Raw genomic sequence first — 24,808 nt, 5'->3', positions numbered from 1 at the left:
GTTGAGTATTCTTGTTGAGAAAATAAAATCGGATTGGTCCGTTTCGAGAAGGGCTGTTCATTTTGGTCAGGAATGTCCATTTTTATTGAGATCCGATTTTTCTGATGGCATCGCTGGTGATGTGGCGAGCGATGGTATTCCGGATTCTGCATGTGAGCTCACGCAGTTTTGGAAAATATCCGGGCGAGCAGATTTATTCAAGGATGATGAGTATGGGCAATGGGGGGTTGAGATATTGCCACCTCAAGAAGCAATTGAAGAAACGGCGAAGCAAAAGCAGATAAGGGGGCGGGAGTTTCTGGGTAGTGATATTGTGTTCGCCCGTTTTTATGGGGATTCTGACTTGCTTCTGATGGATTCCGTTGGTGCTGTTTATGTCGCTTTGCCTTTGGACCATAGACGCGACTGGCCGAAAGTGGCAGATTCTTTGGGGGATTTTTTGGAGAAGTTGGCGAATTCGCAGGGGGCCAAATATTGGGAACTACCAAAGGGAAGTCGATAATTTGGCGAGGCGATATCGTAGTAATGCATCAGCGTTGTATGCCTCTATAACAAGGCAGGCCAAATCACATCGGCCGAGTTATACGCGCTTGCCGTTCGTGGAGAAGTCGTCGAGGAGTACACGCCGACCGGCCGGCTTGCACACACCTACGACGAGCTTGGTAATCGCGTCAGCACCACGATCTCCGGTGAGCGTACGATCGATTGGCTGCATTACTGTTCAGGGCATGTGCATCAGATCCGTTTCGATGGTGCCGCGGTTGCGGACATCGAACGGGATGATCTGCATCGCGAGGTGCTACGGACGCAGGGCAAGCTGACGAGTCACTTCGGATACGACGCGGTCGGGCGCCGTGCGCGGCAAACTGCGCAGCGTGGTACGGCGGGCGGCGAGTTGCTTTCGAAGCAGTGGCAATACGATGCAGCGGGCGATGTGATCCAGAAGCGCGATCAGCGTTATGGCACGACGAGCTATCGGTATGACCCGACAGGGCGTATCGAACAGGCGGGAGGGCCGGGATTGCCGTCGGAAGTGTTTCGCTGGGATGCGGCGGCCAACCTGGTGTCGAGCGATCACCCGGGTGGCTACGTCGAGCACAACCGGCTCAAGATGTTCGAGGACAAGCGCTTCGAGTATGGCGTTTATGGTCGGCTGGTTCGCAAGCTCAGTGGGCATGGGCCTGCTAAAGAGCTCACGCTTGAATACGACGATTGGAACCAGCTCAAGACCGTCGTGACGAAGGACCGGCTGGGGATCGCGACGATGCATTTCGAATACGACGCGTTTGGTCGGCGGATTCGGAAGCTCAATGGTAGTTACTCGGTGGGGAATTCCGTGGGGCGGACTACAACGGAACGCCTCCTGCATCCATAGTCAGCTGCATGTCGACAAGACTGATGGCATTTTTGACTAGGAGTATCGAATGGCTACAGTCACTGAACATAAAGAAAACCTGACCAGAGAACTGACCACGCTCGACTCAGTGAGTCAATTGAAGTTTGCCTCGTGGTGTTGTTTTGCACTCACCGGAACAAAATCGGTATTTGACTTTTTGTCTCGTTACTCGGTCCTATCGGCAGATGACATCCATGCACGCATCGTCAAAGGGCTTGATCGTGTTTGGGGCGGAGACAAGTCGGGATCAGATTTCTCGGATTTAAGGCTTCGAGAATGGGATATAGACGATATCAGTATGGGTGACGATGCAAATGCTCAAGGTGCGTCTGATCTATTGGGGGCGCTATCCTTTCTTCACAAGTGGATACGTGCTCATTCCGTGATTGACCTAGTAAGCTGCGCGGAGCAGGTCATAAATAGAATTGACTACCTTGAGGGGTTTGAGTTGCTTCCAGGGAATGTCAAGAGCCCAGTGGAAATGGAAATTCATGTGCAAACGAAATTCATTGAGGATCTCAGAGGTGGGTTGGTCGGCGATGATGAGGTATTTAAATATCACGAATTGTTGATGGCTATTGGTAATCCATAATGTATCGGCAGTAGGGCGGATCGCTGATAATTTGAGAGGTGTTCGTGAAAAACTATCGTTCAACCCTGGATTTGCTTGGGGAGCCAGGAAGTTTTCATCGGAGTTCGGCTCTGTCTATTAAAAAAATGCTTAGGTGGTTGATCCTTGGGATTGCCGGAAGAACTGAACGACGCCGACGGTGAACTGGTCTGGCAAGCGTGCTACAAGGTAAGGGGCAACGCGGTGCAGGAGGAGTAGGTTGCACGGGCTCCGCGCCAATCTGAACCGGCTTTGGGTGCGGTGCAGGAGGTGATGCCGACATCTGTCCATGTATCAAGACCGCGAAGCCAAGGGGAATGCTGTTCAGCAGATTGCCGATACAACGCTCAGGAACAATCGCGACCTGCATGATGCCGGCGTCGTATCCAACCAGAGGCATTTGATGGGTGTCAGGAACTTTGCTGGTAATTTACTCAGACCTGACTGCCAAATTTACTTGTCTGGCGGGAAGTTCGCTGTATTCGATATAACAGCTCCTGAGCAAGGGGCGAACGTCGATAAGTATGCTGCCGATATCTGGATAAATGTATTTTACTGATATGGGTGATGAAAAAAAGATTCAACTCAGATGGGGCGAAAATTTATCTCGGTCGGCAAATCAAGAGATGAGTCTCGCGACAAAAAGGAGCGGCATTATTTCGGATTCTCCGTTTCAAAGAACGGAGGGCGGACTTAAGGATTTTCGTGGTTTTCCCCTAAAAGTCCAGATTTCGAGGGTGGAGATGAATGATGTCGATTTTTCTCATTCTATCTGTCTTCTGGCGGGTTCGTTAAATCATTGCAATGTTCGGCGGAGCAAGTTCGCAGGTGCCAACTTCGATGGGAGATTTTTGGGGGTTCGGTTTGAGGATTGTGATTTTGAAAAATCATCACTGAAAAGCACCGCGCTTGGATCGACATATTTTTTAAATTGCAATTTTTCGGGCGCAAAAATGAATGGTGCGATGGCTCGGGCGGCTATTTTTGAAAAGTGTTCATTTGATCGGGCAAATATGAAGAAGGCAGTCCTCCTTGGTTGTACGTTCAATGAATGTACCTTCGATGGTGCTGAGTTTCACAATGGGTCTTTGGTGGGCTGCAAATTCATAGGTAATCGCCCGAGCGATGCTCAATTGGGTAACACGATGATTTAGCGCGACAATCGCCGATTCTGAACGGGGCGCGTGTGGATTTCTCCGTTGCCTACGCGGAGCTCGGACGTATCAAGGGAGTTGGTGAAAATTTCGCCAAGTACTTCCTAAAGGAGAAGGAGCCTGACTTCGCTTTGAACGACGCTGAGTGCGCTGGTCGGATTCTCTTTGTCATTTTCTCGGTTCCTTTGCCATCGTTATCGCTGGCTTAGGCCCTCGCCAAAGCACTTATCCGAATGTCAGAGGTTGCATGGTCCTCTGTGCGGCAGGACCGCTGATGATCTGCTTGCGAAGTAGTAGCAACTAGATGCAGCGGGCAGCAGCGTCCAGAAGCGCTATCGGCATTACCAATAACGATGCAAGGGAAACTGCGTATCTAGGGTGCGAATGAAAATATATGTCGATGAAGACGGTTTTGTCAAAGTGAAGATGGCGAAAGGCAGCGAGGTGCCTGGTGATTTCTTATCGGGAGATGTTCAGGGAAGTGTCTTTGCTGCCATTGAATACATAAACGCCTGTCTGTCCGTCGAAAGTGGAGAGGCTAGCAGGTGGGAGGGCACTGGTAACGCTTTCACAGTAAGAATTGAGGGCGGTGGCGTGGAAATATTCAACGAGTACACGGAGGAGTTTGTGCGGATAATCAACATCAGTGATTTCAGAGCTTATCTGGAGGAGTGGAAGGAATATTTGATTCGTCTGAAATCGAAGGATCAGTGATGGACCGCCGTTTCAACGCGATGCGGAGACCGTTTGAGTGATCGCGGACCTACTGAAGAACTGGCTCTTGAGTGCGATGATTGGAGCCGGTTGAAGGTCGTCGTGACGAAGGGCCGCTTTGACAAACCGGCAACATATTTTTTAATTCGATGAATTTGGTCGCTGGATTCGTAATTTAAATGAGAATATCGTTTATTTAGATCGAGGTGGTTTGGAATGCGTGATAAGCCAGGATTATATGTTGTTGGTGCGATCGAGGCGAAGCGTATTGCGGAAGAATATGAGCGCAGTGGTTGGGTGGTTATTTATTTGCCTGCAGGAATTGCAACCAAGGATCAGTTTTACGATGTGATTCGCAGCAACTGTCCGCTGGATCCGCCGTTGCATAGCAATCGAAGCTGGGACGCGCTGGCTGATTCGTTATGGTCGGGACTGGGTGAGGTAGGGAATGAGAGGATTGTGATCTTCTGGCCCAATTCGGACCGTATGAGAGCAGTGGATCCGGATACTTTTGCTGTTGCGACAGCTGTACTCAGAGACTTGTGCATTTCGTTGGCAGACCCGAAAATCACGGTATCCAGAACGAAGTCGTTGCTGGTTTTCCAAATTCAAGGTTGAATACACGCAAGAGATGCGTGTGCGGATCTTTTCGTCTCGACCAGTGATGTCAGTAAGTTGTCGGTGTTTGTCTGCAATTCAGGTTCATCGCTTCGACTAGCGTCCCGCATGCTCGATCTACATCACGGAAAATTTCACTAATATGTGAAGAATCACGAGTTATTCGTCGACGAAATTCTGATCAATGACTGCAATCATTAATGATAACGTGGAATGCTCGCAAAACCATAGGAGTTGACGGTGTTGAACGAAATAATTGTTCCCGCAAAATCCTTGGGTGGAATTATTCTTGGTGAAAAATTTCAGGTTGCTGTTGACAGGCTAGGTGCGCACCATGTGATTACGAGAATCGATCGAGGTGCCGTCGCTATAGATGATGGTGCAATTACGATCTACTATGATCCGGAAAGTGGGTGCATTGAAAGTCTCGCGTGTAATAAGAATTTCCGTGCGAACTTCCTTGGAAAGCTGTGGCCGGGGATGACCGTTGGCGATGTGCTGGAAAGAACGAAAACGCAGCTTGCGTGGTGTGGGTTTGTTCAGGTTGATGGTATTGGTGGAGTAGGTCTTTCGTTGCCGGAAGAATTTGATGATTTTGAACAGTTGACGGATTTCTTGGGTCGAGAATTCGTGTTTAATGAGCTATGGGTGTATCGATTTTGAAAAATTACTTTTATGGAAAATGGAGCTGAGAGGAATTCTTGCTAGCGCGGCATGGTAGGGCAGTTGACGGTGGAGCAGGCGACACGCGAGCATTTTGGGTGCGGTAACTATGGAAGGTAGTGCTGGAAAGAGACGGCGAGGGGTTCGCGATGCATTTGAATCTTGGTGGTCTGATTTTTGAAAATGAAAGGTCTGGATCGGATATTGTAATTTCCGGATCTGTTTCCATTGAAAAAATTCAAGAGGCAGAGTTGCTGCTTGGGGTTGAATTTCCATCGTCATATAAAGAGTATTTGTTAGAGTATGGCGCCATGGAGATTGATGGGCGTTCGTTTGCCGGGCTCACGCCCAATCCCGTCGGAGACAGGGGTGATGTTGTCGCATTTACAAGGTATGCGCGTGGCAATTATGGATTGCCTAATCAATATTTGGCTTTGGATTTTCAGGATGGTGACGCCTTTTTGTGTATCGATACGTCTCAGAAGGACGGTGATGGTGAATCGCCCGTGGCATTGATTAGTCCTGTTGATGGAAGGAAAATGGGGGCGGTGACAGCTAAGAGTTGGGGAGATTATTTGGTCAAGTATCTTTCGAGTTAGTGGGGCGCGTGATGGAGGTAATGAATTCGAGATGGTGAGTCGCGTGTACAACGATGACGGCAAATTGATTGCAGTTACCGACCGCAGTGGCTGTGTCGCACGACGATTCACGTACGAGCGCGGATTGATGGCACAGCACACCTTGCGCGGTGGTTTGCAGTGTGTTTACGCGTGGTAGGTGTCTGCCGCGACGCGCGTGTCGTGCGTACTGAACCGATGACGACGAGGCGTACACCCGATCCGCGTTTACGGGGCTACTGTTCTGATGCTTTCGATCCAAATTTGAGTGAAGATGAGAATCACGCTGCAGTTCAGGTCGTCCTGGCTAATTCGTTTGAGTCGTTCATAAGCCAGTTGAGCGGAGATCCTAATCTGGAGTTGGATGAGGGGCCGGAAGGGTGACTCGGTTTGGTCGAGAAGATGCGAATTATTGTGATGGAAGGGTTGCGATGAGCGCCACGATGCATTCTGTAGGGGTGGATTTTGTCTATGACGTATTGAATACAAATGCCGTCAACTTCAAATTGAAAGATGGGTATATTTCGATCCAGACCTGTGTTTACCTCCTGGATGATGAGAGGCTAAATGAGCCGACGATCGAGTTGAACGATCAGGGAAGTTCGCAGTGCGGCGGGTTGATGAAGGTTGTTATTTTTCCGAGTGAGATTCAGTTGGTGTTTTGTGAAAATTCTCGCTTTCTCGGTGAATACTATTTCATATCTATTTTGCTTGATGAGTTGGTTGATGTGAGGCTTGTGGATTTTTTTGTTAATCATTTGTTCCTTGGTGGTATTGTGGTGTATGGCGATGATTTTGATCCTTCCAAAAAGGTGGATCAAATCGGGAGGCGAGATTACCTTTGAGGCGATCTGGGAAATTTACTGTCTCTAATTTTCGAACAGGTGAGGTGCTTGGTGGTGAGCCTCACAGATTGAATTCCAGTGGAATTTTTCGATATCTATTGCCGATCGTGCATCGGTGAGGCCAAGGGTTTTCAAATAATTTCAGTCGCTGAGCATAAAGAAAACTTGACCTGAAAACCCATCGCGCTCGATTCGGCAAGTCAACTGGAATTTTTCCTGTGGTGCCTCTCTCCGTGAGAAAACAAATATTTAGCAGCAGTCGTATCCGCATCGAGAGGGACTCGTACATATACAGTTCGTCTAATCCAATCGAACTGTTTCGAATCGTCAAGTTCTGATCAACCGCTCACTGTGACAGATCGACGTTCACTATCAGCTATCGCACTGCCCGTGAGCATTGACCTCATGGTGTGCCTATAACCAACGGCTAACGTGTGCGCAAGCAACGAACACTGTCTAATAGGCAATGTCCAGCCAATGATGATCGCGCGCGTGGATGGATACGCCGCACGTCCTGATCCACACGTCGACCCCCCGTATCCCCCGAACCACCAACAAAGGAGGACTCCGAACCATCAAAATCACCGCTGTAAACGAGCGCGGGCCGCAAGTGCTACCAACACTCACGACCCGCTAACCACAGCCAACTACAGGAGAGTTGTCCATGGCTAAGCCGAATCATAAAGCACGACCACCAAAGACGGAACGTTTCGTAACGATCCAGGAAATGTGGGGTACGCCGAAAACCGACCGCAAGCCGGAGAAGATCTTCCCGTACATGAAGATTGGCGGAATGTGGCTGATCAGCGATGCGTGTTTTGTCCCGGGCCGAAAGGCGCGAATCGATATTGAGCCTGGCCGGCTGATCATCACGCAGTTGTAAAAGGCAACGCCGCGGGATGCGGCCGCGCTGCGCGAAGTCGCGCAGCGCGCCGGGTAGGGCAACCTAAGCCACCCGCGCCGAGCGCATCACCAGGCGATATTGCAAGACGACCGCGACGTCCCCGCACCGCCGGTAGCCGTGCAATGCGTGCCTGCGCCGTTGTCATAGAACGTCCGCGTCTCCGGCTGCGGCACGGACGGATCGAACGGATTCGGCGCGCCATGCGGACCGCGCGGCGGATCGAACGACCGCTGCGCCGCATACGATCCACCACTCCCCGCCGGCCGCGACCCATTAGCCCTCAGGTACTCATTCCAGTTCTGCTCGCGCTGCTCATACCCAGGCACCGCGCGACCAAAACTATCGTTCCCACCCGCACCGAGCGCGATGCGGTTCGGCGGCAATGCAAAATCGGGTTCGTGTTTGAAAGAAGTCGGCGCTGCCACAAGCGCATCGCCCGTTACACGCAACGGCCGCGTATCCGGCGTATCGAAAGGACTACGCTCCACGGGCGCAGCGTACTGCGAGCGGCGGCGGTTCAAACGTGCCGTATGTCCATCATCGCGAATGGCGGCGCGCCGTTCGGAACGAAAGACATTGGCACCGGCCGACCGATCGGTCAGCGTATCGCGGCCCGACGCATTGGCGGTAGAAACAGAAAGCGCGCACGCGATCGCGGCGGCGGAGGAAAGGCGAAACGGATGATTCATGAGCGATCCCAATCAGGTGATGTGCAATGAACAAAACGGCAGATCACTGGCTGGCGGCTGGGCGACGGGCGGGCGTTGAAGTGGCCCTGAAGCGACTGCAAGGCGCGGTGGACGCGTCTCGCAGGAAGGCTGGCTGGATTGCAGAGGCGAATTCGTATTATTTCACATCAATAACAAGCACCTTTCTAAGTGACGAAAACCGTCGGCAAACAGAAGGCTTGAGCGCCTCCACCCAACGCACTGCAATGGTGCCCGCCAAACCAATCATCAGTCGATTGAAGAACGATGATGCGACCCTTTATGGCTCCACCACACCCCACGAAAAATCGCCTATCACCCAATCCCAATCCCGACAAGGCACAGCGCCGAAAAACCCCCCGCCAATAGCAACCAGATTGCACTCCCACCAAGCACCCCAGGGCCCCCAAGGTTGCGCCGTCATTGCTACCGACTGTCACAACCTCTCTACGTGTTTTCCCTCGGTAGACCGGCATTTTTGACAGACGATTTAAAAACGCCCATATAATTTCGACTGCCTTGCCAACGGCTGTCGGACCACCCCTCCGATCAAGCGGTTTGGCAAGCGGGGCAGGCGAAACGCTTGCGCAATGCAAGACGCATCACGATGTCTTTCCGAACCAGACGTCCCCTTCGGGGACTGCAAGAGCCGGGCCCCGCTACGCAACATTCCGCTGGAGTTCCGTCTTCTATGTGTCTCGGGCGTGTCCCATGTCCTCGCCCCGGGTGCTGTTCGATTGCGCAAGTCATGCCGCCTTTGCCCGTATGACTAAACAACATCGAGGAGCTCCCAGATGACGCTGTCCCGTCTTACGTCCATTTCCGTCGCCGCCGTGCTGTTCGCCGCCGGCGCGGCCACCGCGCAAGCGGAAACCGTGAAGATCGCCATCGCTGGTCCGATGAGCGGCTCGGTCGCCCAATACGGCGACATGGTGAAGGCCGGCGCGCTGACCGCGATCGAGCAGGTCAACGCAGCAGGCGGTGCGGGCGGCAACAAGTTCGAAGTGGTGATGATGGACGACGCATGCGAACCGAAGCAGGCCGTCGCCGTCGCCAATAAGATCGTCAGCCAGAAGATCAAGTACGTGATCGGCCACGTGTGCTCGGGGTCGACGATCCCGGCCTCCGACATCTACGAGAACGAAGGCATCGTGATGGTCACGCCGTCGGCCACCGCACCGCAGTTGACGGAAGGCAAGAAGCGTCACTTCATCTTCCGCACGATCGGCCGTGACGACCAGCAAGGCCCGGCCGCCGCGCACTTCATCATCAACAACGTGAAGCCGAAGAAGGTCGCGGTGCTGCACGACAAGCAGTCGTACGGCCAGGGCATCGCATCGTCGGTGAAGAAGGACCTCGAAGCCGCGAAGATCCCGGTCGTGCTGTTCGAAGGCATCAACGCCGGCGATTCGGACTACTCGGCGATCATCACGAAGCTGAAGTCGCAAGGCGTCGATTTCGTCTACTTCGGCGGCTACCACCCGGAAATGGGCCTGCTGCTGCGCCAGGCGCGCGAGCAGGGCGTGAAGGCCACGTTCATGGGGCCTGAAGGCGTGGGCAACAAGGACGTGACGGCAATCGCCGGCCCGGCCTCGGAAGGCATGCTCGTCACGCTGCCGGCCGATTTCTCGGCCGATCCGGCCAACGCGGCGCTCGTGAAGGCGTTCGCGGACAAGAAGCGCGATCCGAACGGCCCGTTCCAGATGCCGTCGTACGCCGCGGTGAAGATCATCGCCGACGCGATCGCCGGCGCGAAGACGACCGACCCGACCAAGGTCGCCGCGTACATGCACAAGACGACGTTCGACACGCCGATCGGCAAGGTCGCGTATGACGCGCAGGGCGACCTGAAGGCGTTCAAGTTCGTCGTGTACACGTGGCACAAGGACGCGACGAAGACCGCCGCCAAGTAATACGGAGTACCCGCCCACGCATCCGCCCTGTCCGAAACCCGGACGGGGCGGGTGTGCATTCGCGCCGCGCATGTCCCCAGTGCGCGGCCGGCAGGCGGCCCGAGACGACACCGTGCGTTGCGCGCGGCCGAATGCCGTGATCCGGCGCGGTACGCGACACAGCGCCAACGGGAGCTTCCCGCACATGACTGACTTCTTTCCGCAATTCGCCCAGCAGCTGGTCAACGGCCTGACGCTGGGTGCGATCTATGCGCTGATCGCCATCGGCTATTCGATGGTCTACGGCATCATCGGCATGATCAACTTCGCCCACGGCGAGATCTACATGATCGGCGCATACGTGGGCCTCGTCACCCTGACGGCCATCGGCATCTCCGCTGGTTATCCGCTGCCGCTCGTGCTCGGCGCCGCACTGATCGTGTCGGTGATCGTCACCGGGTTGTACGGTTTCGCGGTCGAGCGTGTCGCGTATCGGCCGCTGCGCGGCGGCCCGCGCCTCGTGCCGCTGATCTCCGCGATCGGCATGTCGATCTTCCTGCAGAACTACGTGCAGATCGGCCAGGGCGCGCGCGACGTGTCCGTGCCGGTGCTGATCTCCGGCGCGTTCGACATCCATCTCGGCGGCGACTTCGACGTGACGATCCCGTATGCGCGCCTGCTGATCGTCTGCGTGACGGTCGTGCTGATGATCGCGCTCACGCTGTTCATCTCGCATTCGCGGATGGGCCGTGCCTGCCGCGCATGCGCCGAGGACATGAAGATGGCGAACCTGCTCGGCATCGACACGAACCGCGTGATCTCGTTCACGTTCGTGCTCGGCGCGATGCTGGCGGCCGTCGGCGGCGTGCTGATCGGGCTGACGATCGGCAAGCTGAATCCGTATATCGGCTTCGTCGCGGGCATCAAGGCGTTCACGGCCGCGGTGCTCGGCGGGATCGGCAGCATCCCGGGCGCGATGCTCGGCGGCGTGCTGCTGGGCCTCGCTGAAACCTTCGCCGCAGGCTACATGCCGGCCGAGTACAAGGACGTCGTTGCGTTCGGCCTGCTCGTGCTGATCCTGCTCTTCCGCCCGACCGGCCTGCTCGGCAAGTCGGACATCGAAAAGGTTTGACGGAGACGCAGATGAGTACAGTCATTTCCGTTCGCCGCCCGGCCGCCGACGCTTCGTTCGGCCAGGCGCTGAAAAATGCCGTGGCCGCCGCGTTCCTGACGGCGATCCTCACGATTCCGGTGCTCGGGCTGCAACTGAAGCTCGAAGGCTATCAGGTGGTGCTCACGCCGCACTGGCGGCCGGTGTGGATCGCGGTCGCGGCCGTGTTCCTGTTCCAGCTCTTCAAGCCGTGGCTCGTGCGCGCGAAATCGGCGGTGAAGCTGCCGGCGATGCCCGCGATGGGCGCACGGCAGCAGCGCGCGGTCGTATGGGTGCTGCTCGCGGTCGGGCTCGTGTGGCCGTTCTTCGGCTCGCGCGGCGCGGTGGACGTCGCGACGCTCGCGCTGATCTACGTGATCCTCGGCCTCGGGCTGAACATCGTGGTCGGTTTCGCGGGGCTGCTGGATCTCGGTTATGTCGGGTTCTACGCGGTCGGCGGCTATACGTACGCGATGCTGAACCAGTACTTCGGGCTGTCGTTCTGGGAGTGCCTGCCGCTCGCCGCGATCGCGGCCGCGACGTTCGGCTTCCTGCTCGGCTTCCCGGTGCTGCGGCTGCGCGGCGACTATCTCGCGATCGTCACGCTCGGCTTCGGCGAAATCATCCGCCTGCTCGCGAACAACCTGACGAGCCTCACGGGCGGCCCGGACGGCATCTCGGGCATCCCGAAGCCGACCGTGTTCGGTTACGAGATGGCGCGCAGCGCGAGCGTCGAAGGCGCGAAGACGTTCCACGAACTGATCGGGCTGGAATACAGCGGCGACCACGTGGTGATCTTCCTGTACCTGCTCGCGCTCGTGCTGGTCGGCTTCACGCTGTTCGTCACGAGCCGCCTGATCCGCATGCCGATGGGCCGTGCGTGGGAAGCGCTGCGCGACGACGAGATCGCGTGCCGTTCGCTGGGCCTGAACCCGACACGCATCAAGCTGTCGGCGTTCACGCTCGGCGCGGCGTTCGCGGGCATCGGCGGCGCGTTCTTCGCGGCACGCCAGGGCCTCGTGAATCCTGAATCGTTCACCTTCATCGAATCGGCGCTGATCCTCGCGATCGTCGTGCTCGGCGGGATGGGCTCGCAGCTCGGCGTGATTCTCGCGGCGATCCTGCTGACCGTGCTGCCGGAAGTCGCGCGCGGCTTTGCCGAGTACCGGATGCTGATCTTCGGTCTGGTGATGGTGTTGATGATGATGTGGCGTCCGCAGGGCCTGCTGCCCGCGAGCCGTCCCCACGTGGAGCTGCCGCGATGAGCGCACATGCAGAACTGTTGAAGGTCGCCGGGCTGCAGATGCGCTTCGGCGGGTTGCTCGCGGTGGACGGGATCGATTTCGACGTGCGCCGCGATGAAGTATTCGCGATCATCGGGCCGAACGGCGCGGGCAAGACCACGGTGTTCAACTGCGTCGGCGGCTTCTACAAGCCGACCGGCGGCGACGTCGTGCTCGACGGCCACGCGATCGCGGGGCTGCCGAGCCACAAGATCGCGTTGAAGGGCCTCGTGCGGACGTTCCAGAACATTCGCCTGTTCAAGTCGCTGACCGTCGTCGAGAACCTGCTCGTCGCGCAGCACCGCAAGGTGAAGGCGGGGTTGCTGCCGGGCCTCTTCTCGACGCCCGCGTATCGCCGTGCCGAGAAGGAAGCGCTCGAGCGCGCGGCGGTGTGGCTCGACCGGATGGGGCTGACGTCGGTCGCCAACCGGCCGGCCGGCACGCTGTCGTACGGGCATCAGCGGCGTCTGGAGATTGCGCGCTGCATGATCACCGAGCCGCGCCTGCTGATGCTCGACGAGCCGGCGGCTGGCCTCAACCCGCAGGAGAAGGTCGAACTGCAGCACCTGATCGACAAGCTGCGCCGCGAGTTCGGCGTGTCGGTGCTGCTGATCGAACACGACATGAGCCTCGTGATGGGCGTGTCCGACCGCATCCTCGTGATGGAGCACGGCCGGCCGATCGTGATCGGCACGCCGGAAGCGGTCCGCAACGACCCGCGCGTGATCAAGGCGTATCTGGGGGAAGAGTGATGCTGAAGCTGGAACAGGTCCATACGCACTACGGCGCGGTCGAGGCGCTCGCGGGCGTGTCGATCGAGGTGAACAAGGGCGAGATCGTCACGCTGATCGGCAGCAACGGCGCCGGCAAGACGACGCTGATGATGACCGTGTGCGGCACGCCGCGCGCATCGTCGGGCCGCGTGCTGTTCGAGGGCAACGACATCACCGCGATGTCGACGCACCAGATCATGCGGCAGGGGATGGCGATCTCGCCGGAAGGGCGGCGCGTATTCCCGAGCCTGACGGTGCTCGAGAACCTGAAGATGGGCGGCTTCTTCGCGAGCCGTCACGAGATCGACGACGGCATCGAGCACGTGTTCAAGCTGTTTCCGCGCCTGAAGGAGCGCGCGACGCAGCGGGCCGGCACGATGTCGGGCGGCGAGCAGCAGATGCTGGCGATCGGACGTGCGCTGATGAGCAAGCCGCGCCTGCTGCTGCTCGACGAACCGACGCTCGGCCTCGCGCCGCTCGTGATCGCGCAGATCTTCGACATCATCAGGACGATCCGCGACGAGGGCGTCACGGTGTTCCTCGTCGAGCAGAACGCGAACAAGGCGCTCGGTGTGGCCGATCGCGGCTACGTGCTCGAAACGGGGCGCGTGGTGCTTGCCGATACGGGCGCGAACCTGCTCGCGAACGACCGGATCAAGCAGGCGTACCTCGGCGGTTGATGAAGGAAGCCGCCGGCCTGCAATGGGCCGGCGGTCACCGCGAATGGTGTAGCCGATTCGGCTTCGATCGTAGTTGATCCGGCTACGCCCGGCGGCGACGCGAAACACCTCTATCGGCAGCCGCTCGACCTCGACCTCGACCTCGAACTGCCGATGCCTTTTCTACCCTAGCCGATCCTGAACGTGCTTTTCAGCACGTCGCGCAAATGCAGCGCGGCGCGATTGCCGTCGTCCGTCAGCCGGATGTGTGGGTGTCCGTCGTGTGGCTGACGGTTTTCTCGACTTTCATCGCCTACCTGTCGTTGTGGGCGCTGCTCAAGCGCATGCCCGCGACGCGCGTGGCGACCCTCGTTTATCTCGAACCGCCGGTGACGCTGACCTGGGCCGCGTGGATGTTCGGCGACAGCATCGCGGTGTCGACCTATCTCGGCATCGTCGTCGTCGCGATCGGTGTGTGGCTGGCCGGCAAGCCAGGCGAGCGGGCCACCCGGGCCCGGCGTGCCAGGATGGAAGCGGCCGGGCGCTGATGCGCTGGTTGTGCACGCGATTCCGGTGTAGCGTCGCGGTACTGTCACGACCTGTGAAGGAATCCGATGAAGGTCAAACGGATCGTCGCCAATATCGACACACGATCAGTCGACGACGCAAAGCGCTTCTACCAGCGGATCTTCGGCCTCGACTTGCTGATGGACCACGGCTGGATCGCAACCTATGGCAATGCCGAGCAGATGGACGTGCAGATCAGCTTCGCATCGCAGGGCGGGGCGGGTACGCCGACGCCCGATCTGTCGATCGAGGTCGACGACGTCGACGAAGCGCTCGCACGCGTGCATGCGGCCGGGATTCCCGTCGAATACGGCCCGGCTGACGAGCCTTGGGGCGTGCGGCGGTTTTACGTGCGCGATCCGTTCGGCAAGCTCGTCAACGTGCTCGCGCATCGTTGATCCGGGATGCGGGGGCGGCCGGGGTGTTCACGTATGCAGCGCCAGCCCCTTCACGGCCTTGTCGACCGCCTTCTTCGGCCCGCGCAGCGCCAGCCCGACGAGGTCGGGATGCTCCGCATCGCCGGCACGAAAGACTTCGCGGTTGGCCGCGTCGTGCCCGGTCGAAAACATCGCGTGCACGTAGGGCACGATCGTGAGCTCGCGCGACAGCGCCTGCCGGTGCGCGGCCTGCAGGCCGTTCAAATCGGCCGCGAACACCAGCATCGGCTGGCCCAGCATGCGGCCGTAGCGGCGTCCCGCCGCATCCTCGTAAGGCTCGCCGAGCGCTTCGGGCGCTTCAGCCGCGACGCCTGTCGCGAGAAACGCGACGACATTGAGTTTCTGCCACGCCGCGAGATCGTCGCGCACGATCAGCGCCACCTTGGTATCGAACATGATTGCTCCTCGTTGAAGCGCACATGATCGGATGCCGCGTGGGATCAGTCTGGAACGTTTGTGCACATCTGCCGGTACGCGGCCGGCGTGATCCGGTATGCGCGGCGGAACCAGCGGCCGAGGTGGCTCTGGTCGGCGAAGCCGACGTCGGCCGCGACCTGTGCGGGCGTGCGGCCGGCGGCCAGCAGGCGGCGCGCGGCGCGTAGCCGCACGCGCACCAGGTACGCGTGCGGCGACGCGCCGTACGCGCGCTGGAACAGCCGCGTCAGCCGGAACCGGTCGATCCCGGTGAGATCGACGAGTGCGTCGAGGCCGATATCGTCGCTCATGCGCGCATGCAGCAGATCGCGCGCGCGGGCAATCGCGGGCGCGACGGCATGGCCGCTGCTCTCAAGCGGGGCGCGCAATTCGCCGCCGAGCCGCGTCAGCAGGCGGTCGAGCGCCTGGTCGCGTGCGAGCTTGCCCTCGTTGCCGTGGAGCGCGACGAACGCCTGCCGGATCGTGTCGACGAGGCCGCGATCGTCGACCAGCGTGTGGCCGAACGCGGCTTCGACGCCGCCGAGGCCCGGCAGGTCCAGCCGGCGTGCCGCTCGCTCGACCCATGCCTGCGGGAGGTACAGCATTCCGTACGTGAAGCCGCCGGCTTCGGGCGCGTGGCCATCGTGCAGCGCGCCCGGCTCGATCAGGATCGCGCGGCCCGGCACGCTCGTATGCACCGACCGGTGGCACTGGAATTGCTGCACGCCCTGTTCGGTGAAACCGACCAGCATGTCGTCGTGATCGTGCGCATCGTATGCATGGCCGCTGAAATGCGCATGCAGGCTCTCGATGCCGGTGTCCGCATCGCGCCGAGCGACGAGCCAGTGGTCGCGCGTGTCGTTGCCGTTCGTCGCCGTGTCCCTCTCCATCGCTCGTTTCGTGCCGCGTCGTGACGTGTCCTGCAGTGTACGCCGATGCCGCCCGCTCACGCGCTGCCGGATGCCCCGGCCCCGGCCATTCACGCGTCGTTCGTCGTCGCCTGTTCGTCGCGCGCATATTGCGCGGGCGGCCGGCCGACGTGCCGCGTGAACGCCACGCTGAACGTGCTGGCCGAGCTGTAGCCGACACGTCCCGCGATCTCCGCGATACGGCCCTCGTTGCGCCGGAGCAGGTCCTTCGCGAGCGCCATGCGCCATGTCAGCAGGTATTCCATCGGTGCGACGCCGACCGCGCGGCTGAAGCGTTCGAAGAACGTCGAGCGCGACAACGCGGCTTCCTTTGCCAGCTCGACGACCGTCCAGGGGTGCGCGGGACGTTCGTGCATCCGCCGGATCGCGGCTGCGAGGCGGCTGTCGGCAAGCCCGCGCACGAGGCCGGGCGACGCGTTCGTGCCGGACGTGAAGCGCAGCGCCTCGATCAGCAGCACTTCCAGCAGGCGCGCCAGCACGATCTCGCGGGCCGGCCGCTGTGCGCGCGATTCGTCGCGCACCAGTTGCACGAGCGTGGTCAACCGCGGTTCGCCGCGCACGTGCACGAATTGCGGCAGCAGCGACACCAGCAGCGATGCATCGGGCGAACCGAAGCTGCAGTTGCCGGCCATCATCCGCGTGTCGACCGGGTTGGCGGCGTCGCCGATCCGGTATTCGCCGTGGTCGAGCGCGACTGGCGGCGCGGTTTCGACGCCCGGTGCCGGCGGTTCGAGGCTCGACATCGCGACGCCTTGGGCAGCCGGAATCAGCATGAAGTCGCCGGGCAACAGTTCGATCGGTGCGTGCCCGTCGATCGCGATCCGGCACCCGCCGTCGAGGATCGCGCAGTAGAACGGTTCGCCGGCGACCGTGCGGCTGATCGCCCACGGGCTCGCGCCGCGCACGTACTTCGAGTACCGCGCGCCCGGTTGCAACAGCGTCACGACTTCGGTCAGCGGGTCGATCATCGCCGGACTCTCGCAAAAGAAAAGCGGATTTTCGATTGTAGCGAATACGGATCCGGCCATCTATCGTACGAACACCTGCCCGACACATGACACATCACAGGAGTTCACATGAAGACCGTACTGATCACCGGCTGTTCCTCCGGCTTCGGCCTCGAGATCGCCCGCCATTTCCTGGCCCGCGACTGGCAAGTCGTCGCGACGATGCGCACGCCGCGCGAGGACGTGCTGCCGCCGTCGGCCAACCTGCGCGTGCTGCCGCTCGACGTGACGAACGCGGACAGCATCCGTGCCGCGATCGACGCGGCGGGCCCGATCGACGTGCTCGTCAACAACGCGGGTTTCGGCGCGGCCGCGCCGGCCGAGCTCATGCCGCTCGATACGGTGCGTGCGCTATTCGAGACCAACACGCTCGGCACGATCGCGCTCACGCAGGCCGTGCTGCCGCAGTTTCGCGCGCGCGGGGCCGGGGTGGTCGTGAACGTCACGTCGAGCGTCACGCTGAAGGCGTTGCCGCTGGTCGGCGCGTACCGCGCGAGCAAGGCGGCGGTCAATGCGTACACCGAATCGATGGCGGTCGAGCTCGAACCGTTCGGCGTGCGCGCGCATCTCGTGTTGCCGGGTCGGGCGCCCGACACGCGCTTCGGCGACAACGCGCGCGCGAACATGCACGGCTTCGAGCATGAAGCGTATGCGGAGTTTGTCGGGAAGGCCGTCGCGCGGATGCTCGATGCATCGGGGCCGATCACCCATGCGCAGGACGTCGCCGAAGCCGTATGGCGGGCGGCGACCGATCCGTCGAGCCCGATGCGCATTCCGGCCGGCGCGGATGCCGAGGCGTGGGCGGCCGAGGCGCGTTGATCGATCGGATATTCGTCGCGCCGGTCGGTCGAGCCGGCGCGACGGATTGCGTGATGCGGGGAAGGGCGTTACCGCGCGCCGCTACAGCGCCCGTTCGATCGCCTGCCCCAGCAGCGACAGGCCAAGATCGATCTCTTCCTCGCTGACGGTCAGCGGCGGCGCGATCCGGAACACGCCGCCCATGCCGGGCAACTGCACGATGTTCATGCTGAGCCCGAGGTTCATGCATTCGCGCGTGATCTTCGCGCCGAGCCCGTCCGCCGGTTCCTTCGTCCGGCGATCCTTGACGATCTCGACACCGAGCAGCAGCCCGCGCCCACGCACGTCGCCGATGCAGTCGAACCGTTCCATCAGGTCGAGCAGGCCGCGCCGGAGCCGGTCGCCCATCACGTTCGCCCGTGCGACGAGCCCGTCGCGCTGCACCACGTCGAGCACGCGCAGGCCGACGGCCGCCGGCAGCGGGTCCGACACGTGCGTCGTGTAGAACAGGTAACCGAGTTCGTGCGCGCGTTCCTCGATCGCCGCGGACGTCACGATCGCCGCGAGCGGCAGCCCCGCGCCGAGCGTTTTCGACAGCGTCAGGATGTCGGGCGTCACGCCGTCGCGCTGGCACGCGAACATCGTGCCGGTGCGCCCGACGCCCGTCTGCGCCTCGTCGAGGATCAGCAGCATTCCGCGTTCCTCGCACTTGCGCTTGAGCGCCGCCATATAGCCTTCCGGCAGCTCGATGATCCCGCCTGAACTGAGGATCGGCTCCGCGATGAACGCGGCGAGGTTGCCGCTCGACTGGCGGTCGATCAGGTCGAACGCGTAGTCGAGTTCGGCGAGATAGTCGTACGTGCCCTCGCGCTCGAAGCGCGGCCGGTACGTGAACGGTGCCGGGATCGCGAACGAGCCGACGGCGGCCGGGCCGACGCCCTTGCGGCCGGCACTGTACGTCGCCGACGCGGCGGCGCCCGTCATCCCGTGCCACGACTGCGCGAAGCCGACGATCTCGTACTTGCCGGTGACGAGCTTCGCCATCCGGATCGCCGCTTCGTTCGATTCCGCGCCGGTGCTGAGCAACAGCGCGCGATCGAGCCCGTCGGGCGTGATGTCGGCGAGGCGTGTCGCGAGGTCGACGACCGGCCGCGACAGCATCCCGCTGAACAGATGGTCGAGCTTGCCCGCGTATTCGCCGATCACGGAGACGATCTCCGGATGGCTATGGCCGAGCACCGCGCTCATCTGCCCCGACGTGAAATCGAGGATCGCGCGGCCGTCGGCGTCGTAGACGAAGCTGCCTTTCGCGCGCTCGATGATCATCGGCTCGAACGTGCCGCCATAGCGGACCAGGTGCTGCCTGGCGTTGCGCCAGAAGGTCGGGTCGTCGTTCAGGGACATCGGGCTTCTCCGGGCAAGGGGCAGGGATCGCTTGCAGTCTAGGCGTGTGTTTGGTTTGATGGAAACGAATAGTTCTTATGCAAGGTAGAAAAGGAGCTAATACCTTGGGGCTTTCGCTTGAAATCGACCTGCTGCGCTCGTTCGTCGTGATCGCGGAGGTGCGCGCGCTCAGCCGCGCGGCCGCGCGTGTCGGCCGCACCCAGTCCGCGCTGAGCCAGCAGATGAAGCGGCTCGAGGAGGCCGTCGACCAGCCGCTGTTCCAGCGCACCGGGCGCGGCGTGGTGCTGACCCATCCGGGCGAGCGGCTGCTCGTGCATGCGCAGCGCATCCTGCGGCTGCACGACGAGGCGATGGCCGACCTGTGCGGCACGGGGTTGTCGGGGACGATCCGCTTCGGGTGCCCGGACGATTACGCGCAGGTGTGGCTGCCGTCGCTGCTGCGGCAGTTTTCGAGCCAGCATCCGCAGGCGATCGTCGAGGTCGTGTGCGGGCCGACGCCGCGTCTCGTCGAACAGCTGGAGAAACGCGCGGTCGACCTAGCGATGATTTCATTGCCGGACGACGGCGCGAACGACGACATCATTCGCCGCGAGCAACTGGTCTGGATCGGCTATCCGGGGCTGGAACCCGGGCATTTCGATCCGCTGCCGCTTGCGTTGTCCGATCGCGACACGCTCGACCACATCGCGGCCTGCGAGGCGCTGGAGCGCGCCGGCCGCCATTACCGTGTCGCATACGCGAGCAGCAGTCTCGCGGGGCTGATCGCGCTGGTGCGTTCGGGGCAGGCGTTCGCGGTGATGACGCAGACGGCGGTACCGGCCGACCTGGCGATCGTCACCGGCGATCCGCGCCTGCCGCCGTTGCCCGCCGTGGGCATTACGCTGAAGTTCGATCGCAAGCGGCCGTCGCACCTGACGGCGGCGTTCGCCGAGCATATCCGGCTCACGCTGCCGCTGTTGTGATGCGCGCGGCCGCCGCGCCGCGGCGTCACTCGACCGTCGACGAAGCCGACACCCGTGCCGGGTCATGCGCATCCGATGCCGCCTCCATCCCCACATCACGCACGCGGATCGCCGCCTGCATGCCCGACAACTTGAGTTCGGTCTCCTGATATTCGTTGACCGGTTCGGAATCGGCGACGATGCCGCAGCCCGCGAACAGCCGGCAGGCCCCGCCGTCGACCAGCGCGGAGCGCAGCGCGACGATGAAGTCGCCGTTGCCGTGCGCGTCGATCCAGCCGACGGGCGCCGCATACCAGCCGCGATCGAATCCTTCATGCGCGCGGATGTGGTCGAGCGCCGCGTCGCGCGGATGGCCGGCCACCGCCGGCGTCGGGTGCAGCGCCGCGATGACCTGCAGGAGCGTCGCGTCCGCGTTCAGCGTCGCGCGGATCGGCGTGCTCAGGTGCTGCAGCCTCGGCAGCCGGTGCAGCGACGGTTCCGCGGGTACGTCGAGCGCGCGCGAGAGCGGCGTGAGCGCGGCGCGGATCGCGTCGACGACGAGCGCGTGTTCGAGCCGCTCCTTGGCGGAAGCCATCAGGGCCGCGCCGAGTGCGCGATCGTCGTCGGGCGTGGCGCCGCGCCGGGTCGTCCCGGCCAGCGCATGCGTGCGCACGTTGCCGGCCGCGACACGCGCGAGCCGTTCCGGCGTGGCGCCGACGAAGCAGGCGCCTTCTCGGCGGACCGCGAACAGGTGCGCGTGCGCGTCGCGCTTGCGCAGCCGGCGCAGCAGCGGCGCGATGGCAACGGGCCGCGCGTATTGTTCGAGCACGTCGCGCGCGAGCACGACCTTGCCGAATGCGCCGCCGTGGATCGCGTCCACCGCGCACCGGACTTCGTGCTGCCATTCGCTCGCCTGCAGCGCCTGCGTGTGCAGCAGATGCGGTGCAGCGTCGTCGCGGGCGGCCGCGAGCGAGCCGAGCGACTCGATGCGCGCGAGACACGCATGCGCGAGCGCGGCCGGATCGTCATGCGCGGCGACGACGTGCTGGCAGACGGCCCAGTGCGCGTCGCCTTCGCGCACGATCAGCAGCGTCGCCACCGTCATGCTGGCGTCGGGAAACGGCGCCCAGTGCGCGCTGCGCGCGCCGCGCGGATCGAACCGGAAGCCGCCGACGGCGCGCGGCGGTTGCGGGCCGGCCGTCACGGCATCGCGAACGAGCGTGCGCCAGCGCGCATCGATCTGCGCGAAGCGCGTGTCGCCGGTGGCGGTCAGTTCGAGCGCGTTGCCCCAGCCGAACAGCGTGACGGATGTATCACCGGCTTCGTGGAAGAACCACGGCGTGGCCCCGTCGTCCCATGCGGCGATCAGGTCGAAGAAGTCGAGCGGCCGCACCGGCACCGACACCGACGCGAGCGTCGGCGTGCCGGTGTCGGCGGCGCGGCGGGCCGCACGGGCGAACGTGTCGTGCAGCAGCGGGAGGCCGGCGTTCATGCGAGCCCCCGTTGCCGGCGCCAGTGCTGCGTTTGCTGCGCGATGTACCACGCGATCAGGCCGGCGAACAGCGTTTCGACGTAGTCGCCGTCGAGGCCCGCCTGTTCGGCCCAGCGGCGCCGGTCGGGCAGCATCGCGGCCACCCGTTCCGGCGCGGCGATGCTCGCTTCGTCGGGCTTGAAGCGCGATGCAGCCTTCACGTACTGCATGCGCCGGCCGAGCGCGTCGATGATGTCGGCGTCCAGGCGATCGATGGCTTCGCGAATGTCGGGCAGCCCCGTGCAGGCGTCCGGTGTTTTCATGTGTACTCCTTTCCGTAACGAAGGGATTGGTCGATCCGTTCGACCAGGTGCGCGATCAGCGCCGGGTACTGGTGCCGCAGGTAGAAGTGGTCGCCGCTGAACGTCTCGATGCGGATCGGGCGCGACGCGACGTCCTGCCACGCGTGCGCTTCGTCGTCGTCGAGCTCGGAATCGGCAAGCGGCAGCATCACGCCGAGCGGCGTGTCGAGCCGCGGCGGCCGGTCGCGGCGATACGTCTCGATCGCACGGTAGTCGTGGCGGATCATCGGCAGGTAGATCGCGCGCATCTCCGGATCGGCGAGCAGCGCGGCGTGCTCGCCGGACAGCCGGGCGACATCGGCCACGAGCGCGTCGTCGGATTGCAGGTGCAGATCGGACAGGCGCTGACGATGCGGCGGCGGCAACGCGGATACGGCCAGGTAAAGCGGCGCCGCGCCGCGCGCCTCGAGCCGCACCGCCACCTCGTACGCGAGCGCCGCGCCGAGGCTGTGCCCGAACAGCACGAGCGGCGCGTGCGCATAACGTTGCAGCGCGTCGGCGGCGGGGCCGGCGAGGGCGTCGATCGTCGTCAGGCACGGTTCGCCGAAGCGCTCCTCTCGGCCCGGATACTGCAGCGCGAGCAGGTCGACGTCCCATGGCAGCGCGCGGCTCCAGTTGCGAAAGAAATTCGCGGTGCCGCCTGCATGCGGGAAACACACGAGCTGCGCGCGCGGGCACGGCGACAGGCGCAGCTCGCGGATCCAGTTCGAACCGGTCGGTCGCGCGCTCATGCGGCCGCCGCCTGCAACTGGCGGCGCAGCAGGTCGCGCAGCGATTTCTTGCTGGTCTTGCCGATGCCGGTTTCCGGGAAGCGCGGCATGAACTCGATGCGATCGGGAATCTTGAAGGTGGCGAGCCCGCAGTCGCGCAGGTAGCGTTTCAGCACCAGCCTCGACGGCGCGGGTGCGCGTGCGACGACGAACGCGCACGTGCGCTCGCCGAGCAGCGGGTCGGGCATCGCGACCACCGCGGCGTCATGCACCTGCGGGTGCGCGAGCAGCAGGTTCTCCACTTCCTCGGCGGAGACCTTCTCGCCGCCGCGATTGATCTGGTCCTTGTCGCGGCCTTCGACGACGAGGTCGCCGTCGGCGGTGCGCCGCACGCGATCGCCGCTGCGATAGAAGCCGTCGGCCGTGAACGCGGTGGCATCGTGCCCGGCGAGCCGGTAGTAGCCGCGTATCGTGTACGGGCCGCGCACCTGCAGTTCGCCGATCTCGCCCGGTGCGACCGGTTCGCCGGTTTCGTCGACGATGCGCACTTCGTCGCCGTCCGACACCGGGCGGCCCTGTGTATGCGCGATCCGTTCAGGTGAATCGTCGAGCCGCGTGCAGCAGATGAGCCCTTCGGCCATCCCGAACACCTGTTGCAGCCGGCAGCCGAGCACGGGCGTCACGCGCGCGGCGGCGTGGTCCATCAACCGCGCGCCGCCGACCTGCAGCACGCGCAGGCTCGACAGGTCGGCCCGGCGTTGCGGCTGTTCGTCGAGCCACAGCAGCGCGAGCGGCGGCACGAGCGCGGTATGCGTGACGCGCTCCTGCGCGATCAGCGCGAAGCTCTGTTCGGGCTCGGGCCGCCCGGTCGCGACCACGCGGCCGCCCGCGAGCAGCGCACCGATCGTGCCGGGGCAGCACAGCGTGAAGTTGTGCGCCATCGGCAGCGCGGCGAGGTAGACGGTGCCGGCGTCGAATCCGCTCGCGGCGCTGCACGCGCGCACGTTGTACAGGTATTCGCGATGGCGGCGCGGGATCAGCTTCGGCGTGCCGGTCGTGCCGCCCGACAGCTGGAAGCATGCGATGTCGTCGGCGCGTGCCGCGCATTCGCGCAGCGGCGGCGCGTCGTACAGCGCGTCGAATGGTGTGAACGCGTGATCGTCGCCGTCCATCACGACGTGCTCGAGCGTCGGGCAGTCGGCCTGCAATGCGGCCGCGAGCGGCCGGCAGTCGAACTCGCCGAGTCGTGCCGCGCACAGATACGCGCGCGCGCCGGCGAAGCGGCAGAACGCGCCGATCTCGTAGTGCCGGTGGGCAGGCAGCGCGAGCACCGGCCGCACCCCGAGCTGGAACAGCGCGAAGCAGGTTTCGATGAAGCGTGCGCCGTTCGGCAGATGGACGACGACCGCGTCGCCGCGCACCAAGCCTAGACGCGCGAGGCCGCCCGCAAGCCGGCGGATGCGCGCCAGCAGGTCGCGGTAGCTGAGCCGGCAGGTGCCGTCAACGACCGCGAGCGCGTCGGGGGTGCGCTGCGCTTGCGCGTCGAGCGCCTCGAAGAACGTCGTGTCCTGCCAGTAGCCGGCGTCGCGATAGCGGTGTGCGAAGTCGTCGGGCCAGTCGGGCGCGTCGGCCGGGATGGCCGGCGCCACGGAGGGAAGGGAGGAGTGCATGCGCTGACCTTGGGTTCCGACAAGTTGTCAAAAAATGTAAATGAGAGGTATTATCATTTGTAACAAGTGCCGCGATAACGTCGTTTCTTTCGATATCGCGGCAATTTCATTCG

Annotated in this window: 29 protein-coding genes; 20 read left to right on the top strand and 9 right to left on the bottom strand. The window is 62.1% G+C overall.

Annotation, left to right across the window (positions count from 1 at the left end; translation table 11 throughout):
* The first annotated feature begins 1 nt into the window (after position 1).
* From FOZ70_RS11925 to FOZ70_RS11865, 11 genes are all read left to right on the top strand, one after another.
* Positions 2–502, top strand: a complete 501-nt coding sequence (locus tag FOZ70_RS11925) for a hypothetical protein (protein WP_155631100.1) — start codon at positions 2–4, stop codon at positions 500–502.
* Between the two features lie 228 nt (positions 503–730).
* Positions 731–1,375 carry a hypothetical protein gene (locus tag FOZ70_RS38045; protein WP_226816824.1) on the top strand — a complete coding sequence of 215 codons (645 nt, stop codon included), beginning with the start codon at positions 731–733 and terminating at the stop codon, positions 1,373–1,375.
* A 49-nt stretch (positions 1,376–1,424) separates the two neighbouring features.
* Entirely contained in the window at positions 1,425–1,988 is a 564-nt protein-coding gene (locus tag FOZ70_RS11910; RefSeq protein WP_219705941.1) for a hypothetical protein, read from the top strand.
* 307 nt (positions 1,989–2,295) lie between these two features.
* On the top strand, positions 2,296–2,565 hold the full coding sequence (locus FOZ70_RS11900) for a hypothetical protein (RefSeq protein WP_219705939.1): 270 nt from the start codon (positions 2,296–2,298) through the stop codon (positions 2,563–2,565).
* The gene (locus FOZ70_RS11895) at positions 2,552–3,160 is read left to right on the top strand and encodes a pentapeptide repeat-containing protein (protein ID WP_219705938.1); all 609 of its coding nucleotides are present in this window, start codon (positions 2,552–2,554) and stop codon (positions 3,158–3,160) included. Before FOZ70_RS11900 ends, FOZ70_RS11895 begins: the two co-directional genes overlap by 14 nt.
* 384 nt (positions 3,161–3,544) lie before the next feature.
* A complete protein-coding gene (locus FOZ70_RS11890; protein ID WP_219705937.1) occupies positions 3,545–3,874 on the top strand; it encodes a hypothetical protein in 330 nt (109 codons plus the stop codon).
* A gap of 216 nt (positions 3,875–4,090) precedes the next feature.
* Positions 4,091–4,492 (top strand): barstar family protein, encoded by a 402-nt coding sequence (locus FOZ70_RS11885; RefSeq protein ID WP_219705936.1) that lies wholly within the window; start codon positions 4,091–4,093, stop codon positions 4,490–4,492.
* A 240-nt stretch (positions 4,493–4,732) separates the two neighbouring features.
* The gene (locus FOZ70_RS11880) at positions 4,733–5,155 is read left to right on the top strand and encodes a hypothetical protein (RefSeq protein ID WP_219705935.1); all 423 of its coding nucleotides are present in this window, start codon (positions 4,733–4,735) and stop codon (positions 5,153–5,155) included.
* Between the two features lie 149 nt (positions 5,156–5,304).
* On the top strand, positions 5,305–5,754 hold the full coding sequence (locus FOZ70_RS11875; RefSeq protein WP_155753888.1) for an SMI1/KNR4 family protein: 450 nt from the start codon (positions 5,305–5,307) through the stop codon (positions 5,752–5,754).
* A 449-nt stretch (positions 5,755–6,203) separates the two neighbouring features.
* Positions 6,204–6,617, top strand: coding sequence for a hypothetical protein (locus tag FOZ70_RS11870; protein ID WP_060056946.1), 414 nt, complete (start codon positions 6,204–6,206; stop codon positions 6,615–6,617).
* 664 nt (positions 6,618–7,281) lie between these two features.
* Positions 7,282–7,500 carry a hypothetical protein gene (locus FOZ70_RS11865; RefSeq protein WP_060056944.1) on the top strand — a complete coding sequence of 73 codons (219 nt, stop codon included), beginning with the start codon at positions 7,282–7,284 and terminating at the stop codon, positions 7,498–7,500.
* A gap of 86 nt (positions 7,501–7,586) precedes the next feature.
* Here the strand turns inward: FOZ70_RS11865 and FOZ70_RS11860 are convergent, their stop codons facing one another.
* Positions 7,587–8,210 carry a hypothetical protein gene (locus tag FOZ70_RS11860; RefSeq protein WP_219705934.1) on the bottom strand — a complete coding sequence of 208 codons (624 nt, stop codon included), beginning with the start codon at positions 8,208–8,210 and terminating at the stop codon, positions 7,587–7,589.
* An 812-nt stretch (positions 8,211–9,022) separates the two neighbouring features.
* Here FOZ70_RS11860 and FOZ70_RS11855 point away from each other — a divergent pair.
* The 7 genes from FOZ70_RS11855 (at position 9,023) to FOZ70_RS11825 (ending at position 14,950) form a co-directional block, all read left to right on the top strand.
* On the top strand, positions 9,023–10,141 hold the full coding sequence (locus FOZ70_RS11855) for a branched-chain amino acid ABC transporter substrate-binding protein (RefSeq protein WP_027789675.1): 1,119 nt from the start codon (positions 9,023–9,025) through the stop codon (positions 10,139–10,141).
* Between the two features lie 184 nt (positions 10,142–10,325).
* Positions 10,326–11,252 carry a high-affinity branched-chain amino acid ABC transporter permease LivH gene (gene livH / locus FOZ70_RS11850; RefSeq protein WP_027789674.1) on the top strand — a complete coding sequence of 309 codons (927 nt, stop codon included), beginning with the start codon at positions 10,326–10,328 and terminating at the stop codon, positions 11,250–11,252.
* Between the two features lie 11 nt (positions 11,253–11,263).
* Positions 11,264–12,535, top strand: coding sequence for a high-affinity branched-chain amino acid ABC transporter permease LivM (locus tag FOZ70_RS11845; protein ID WP_124817866.1), 1,272 nt, complete (start codon positions 11,264–11,266; stop codon positions 12,533–12,535).
* Complete coding sequence (gene livG, locus FOZ70_RS11840; RefSeq protein WP_027789672.1) at positions 12,532–13,305, top strand: high-affinity branched-chain amino acid ABC transporter ATP-binding protein LivG; 774 nt, start codon at positions 12,532–12,534, stop codon at positions 13,303–13,305. The genes FOZ70_RS11845 and livG overlap by 4 nt, the downstream gene beginning before the upstream one ends.
* The gene (locus FOZ70_RS11835) at positions 13,305–14,006 is read left to right on the top strand and encodes an ABC transporter ATP-binding protein (protein ID WP_011694813.1); all 702 of its coding nucleotides are present in this window, start codon (positions 13,305–13,307) and stop codon (positions 14,004–14,006) included. The genes livG and FOZ70_RS11835 overlap by 1 nt, the downstream gene beginning before the upstream one ends.
* 251 nt (positions 14,007–14,257) lie before the next feature.
* Positions 14,258–14,533 carry an EamA family transporter gene (locus FOZ70_RS11830; protein ID WP_226281415.1) on the top strand — a complete coding sequence of 92 codons (276 nt, stop codon included), beginning with the start codon at positions 14,258–14,260 and terminating at the stop codon, positions 14,531–14,533.
* A 66-nt stretch (positions 14,534–14,599) separates the two neighbouring features.
* Positions 14,600–14,950: a VOC family protein gene (locus tag FOZ70_RS11825; protein ID WP_059698361.1), complete on the top strand. Its 351-nt coding sequence runs from the start codon at positions 14,600–14,602 to the stop codon at positions 14,948–14,950.
* Between the two features lie 27 nt (positions 14,951–14,977).
* Here the strand turns inward: FOZ70_RS11825 and FOZ70_RS11820 are convergent, their stop codons facing one another.
* The 3 genes from FOZ70_RS11820 to FOZ70_RS11810 form a co-directional block, all read right to left on the bottom strand.
* Positions 14,978–15,385 carry a DUF2000 domain-containing protein gene (locus tag FOZ70_RS11820; RefSeq protein ID WP_021161420.1) on the bottom strand — a complete coding sequence of 136 codons (408 nt, stop codon included), beginning with the start codon at positions 15,383–15,385 and terminating at the stop codon, positions 14,978–14,980.
* A gap of 44 nt (positions 15,386–15,429) precedes the next feature.
* Entirely contained in the window at positions 15,430–16,293 is an 864-nt protein-coding gene (locus FOZ70_RS11815; protein WP_219705933.1) for an AraC family transcriptional regulator, read from the bottom strand.
* Between the two features lie 89 nt (positions 16,294–16,382).
* Positions 16,383–17,360 (bottom strand): AraC family transcriptional regulator, encoded by a 978-nt coding sequence (locus tag FOZ70_RS11810; RefSeq protein WP_021161418.1) that lies wholly within the window; start codon positions 17,358–17,360, stop codon positions 16,383–16,385.
* Positions 17,361–17,408: 48 nt separating this feature from the next.
* Between FOZ70_RS11810 and FOZ70_RS11805 the strand changes: the two genes are divergently transcribed.
* Positions 17,409–18,158, top strand: a complete 750-nt coding sequence (locus FOZ70_RS11805) for an SDR family oxidoreductase (RefSeq protein WP_048024789.1) — start codon at positions 17,409–17,411, stop codon at positions 18,156–18,158.
* 81 nt (positions 18,159–18,239) lie between these two features.
* On the opposite strand, the gene FOZ70_RS11800 is transcribed toward FOZ70_RS11805, so the two are convergent.
* Positions 18,240–19,541, bottom strand: a complete 1,302-nt coding sequence (locus tag FOZ70_RS11800) for an aspartate aminotransferase family protein (protein ID WP_219705932.1) — start codon at positions 19,539–19,541, stop codon at positions 18,240–18,242.
* 77 nt (positions 19,542–19,618) lie between these two features.
* On the opposite strand from FOZ70_RS11800, the gene FOZ70_RS11795 reads away from it, so the two are divergent.
* Positions 19,619–20,503 (top strand): LysR family transcriptional regulator, encoded by an 885-nt coding sequence (locus FOZ70_RS11795; RefSeq protein WP_081052663.1) that lies wholly within the window; start codon positions 19,619–19,621, stop codon positions 20,501–20,503.
* 25 nt (positions 20,504–20,528) lie between these two features.
* Here the strand turns inward: FOZ70_RS11795 and FOZ70_RS11790 are convergent, their stop codons facing one another.
* Genes FOZ70_RS11790 through FOZ70_RS11775 form a run of 4 tightly spaced genes read right to left on the bottom strand, consistent with a single transcriptional unit; the run spans position 20,529 to position 24,695 of the window.
* Positions 20,529–21,974 carry an isochorismate synthase gene (locus FOZ70_RS11790; RefSeq protein ID WP_219705931.1) on the bottom strand — a complete coding sequence of 482 codons (1,446 nt, stop codon included), beginning with the start codon at positions 21,972–21,974 and terminating at the stop codon, positions 20,529–20,531.
* A complete protein-coding gene (locus tag FOZ70_RS11785; protein WP_021163799.1) occupies positions 21,971–22,276 on the bottom strand; it encodes an isochorismate lyase in 306 nt (101 codons plus the stop codon). The genes FOZ70_RS11790 and FOZ70_RS11785 overlap by 4 nt, the downstream gene beginning before the upstream one ends.
* Positions 22,273–23,046: an alpha/beta fold hydrolase gene (locus FOZ70_RS11780; RefSeq protein WP_021163800.1), complete on the bottom strand. Its 774-nt coding sequence runs from the start codon at positions 23,044–23,046 to the stop codon at positions 22,273–22,275. Before FOZ70_RS11780 ends, FOZ70_RS11785 begins: the two co-directional genes overlap by 4 nt.
* The gene (locus tag FOZ70_RS11775) at positions 23,043–24,695 is read right to left on the bottom strand and encodes an AMP-binding protein (RefSeq protein ID WP_219705930.1); all 1,653 of its coding nucleotides are present in this window, start codon (positions 24,693–24,695) and stop codon (positions 23,043–23,045) included. The genes FOZ70_RS11780 and FOZ70_RS11775 overlap by 4 nt, the downstream gene beginning before the upstream one ends.
* Positions 24,696–24,808: the final 113 nt, after the last annotated feature.

The sequence above is a fragment of the Burkholderia sp. COPS genome, assembly GCF_019425585.1.
Lineage (GTDB): Bacteria > Pseudomonadota > Gammaproteobacteria > Burkholderiales > Burkholderiaceae > Burkholderia > Burkholderia cepacia.
The sequence above is the reverse complement of the archived record's forward strand: the minus strand, read 5'-3'. Positions and strand labels throughout refer to the sequence as shown.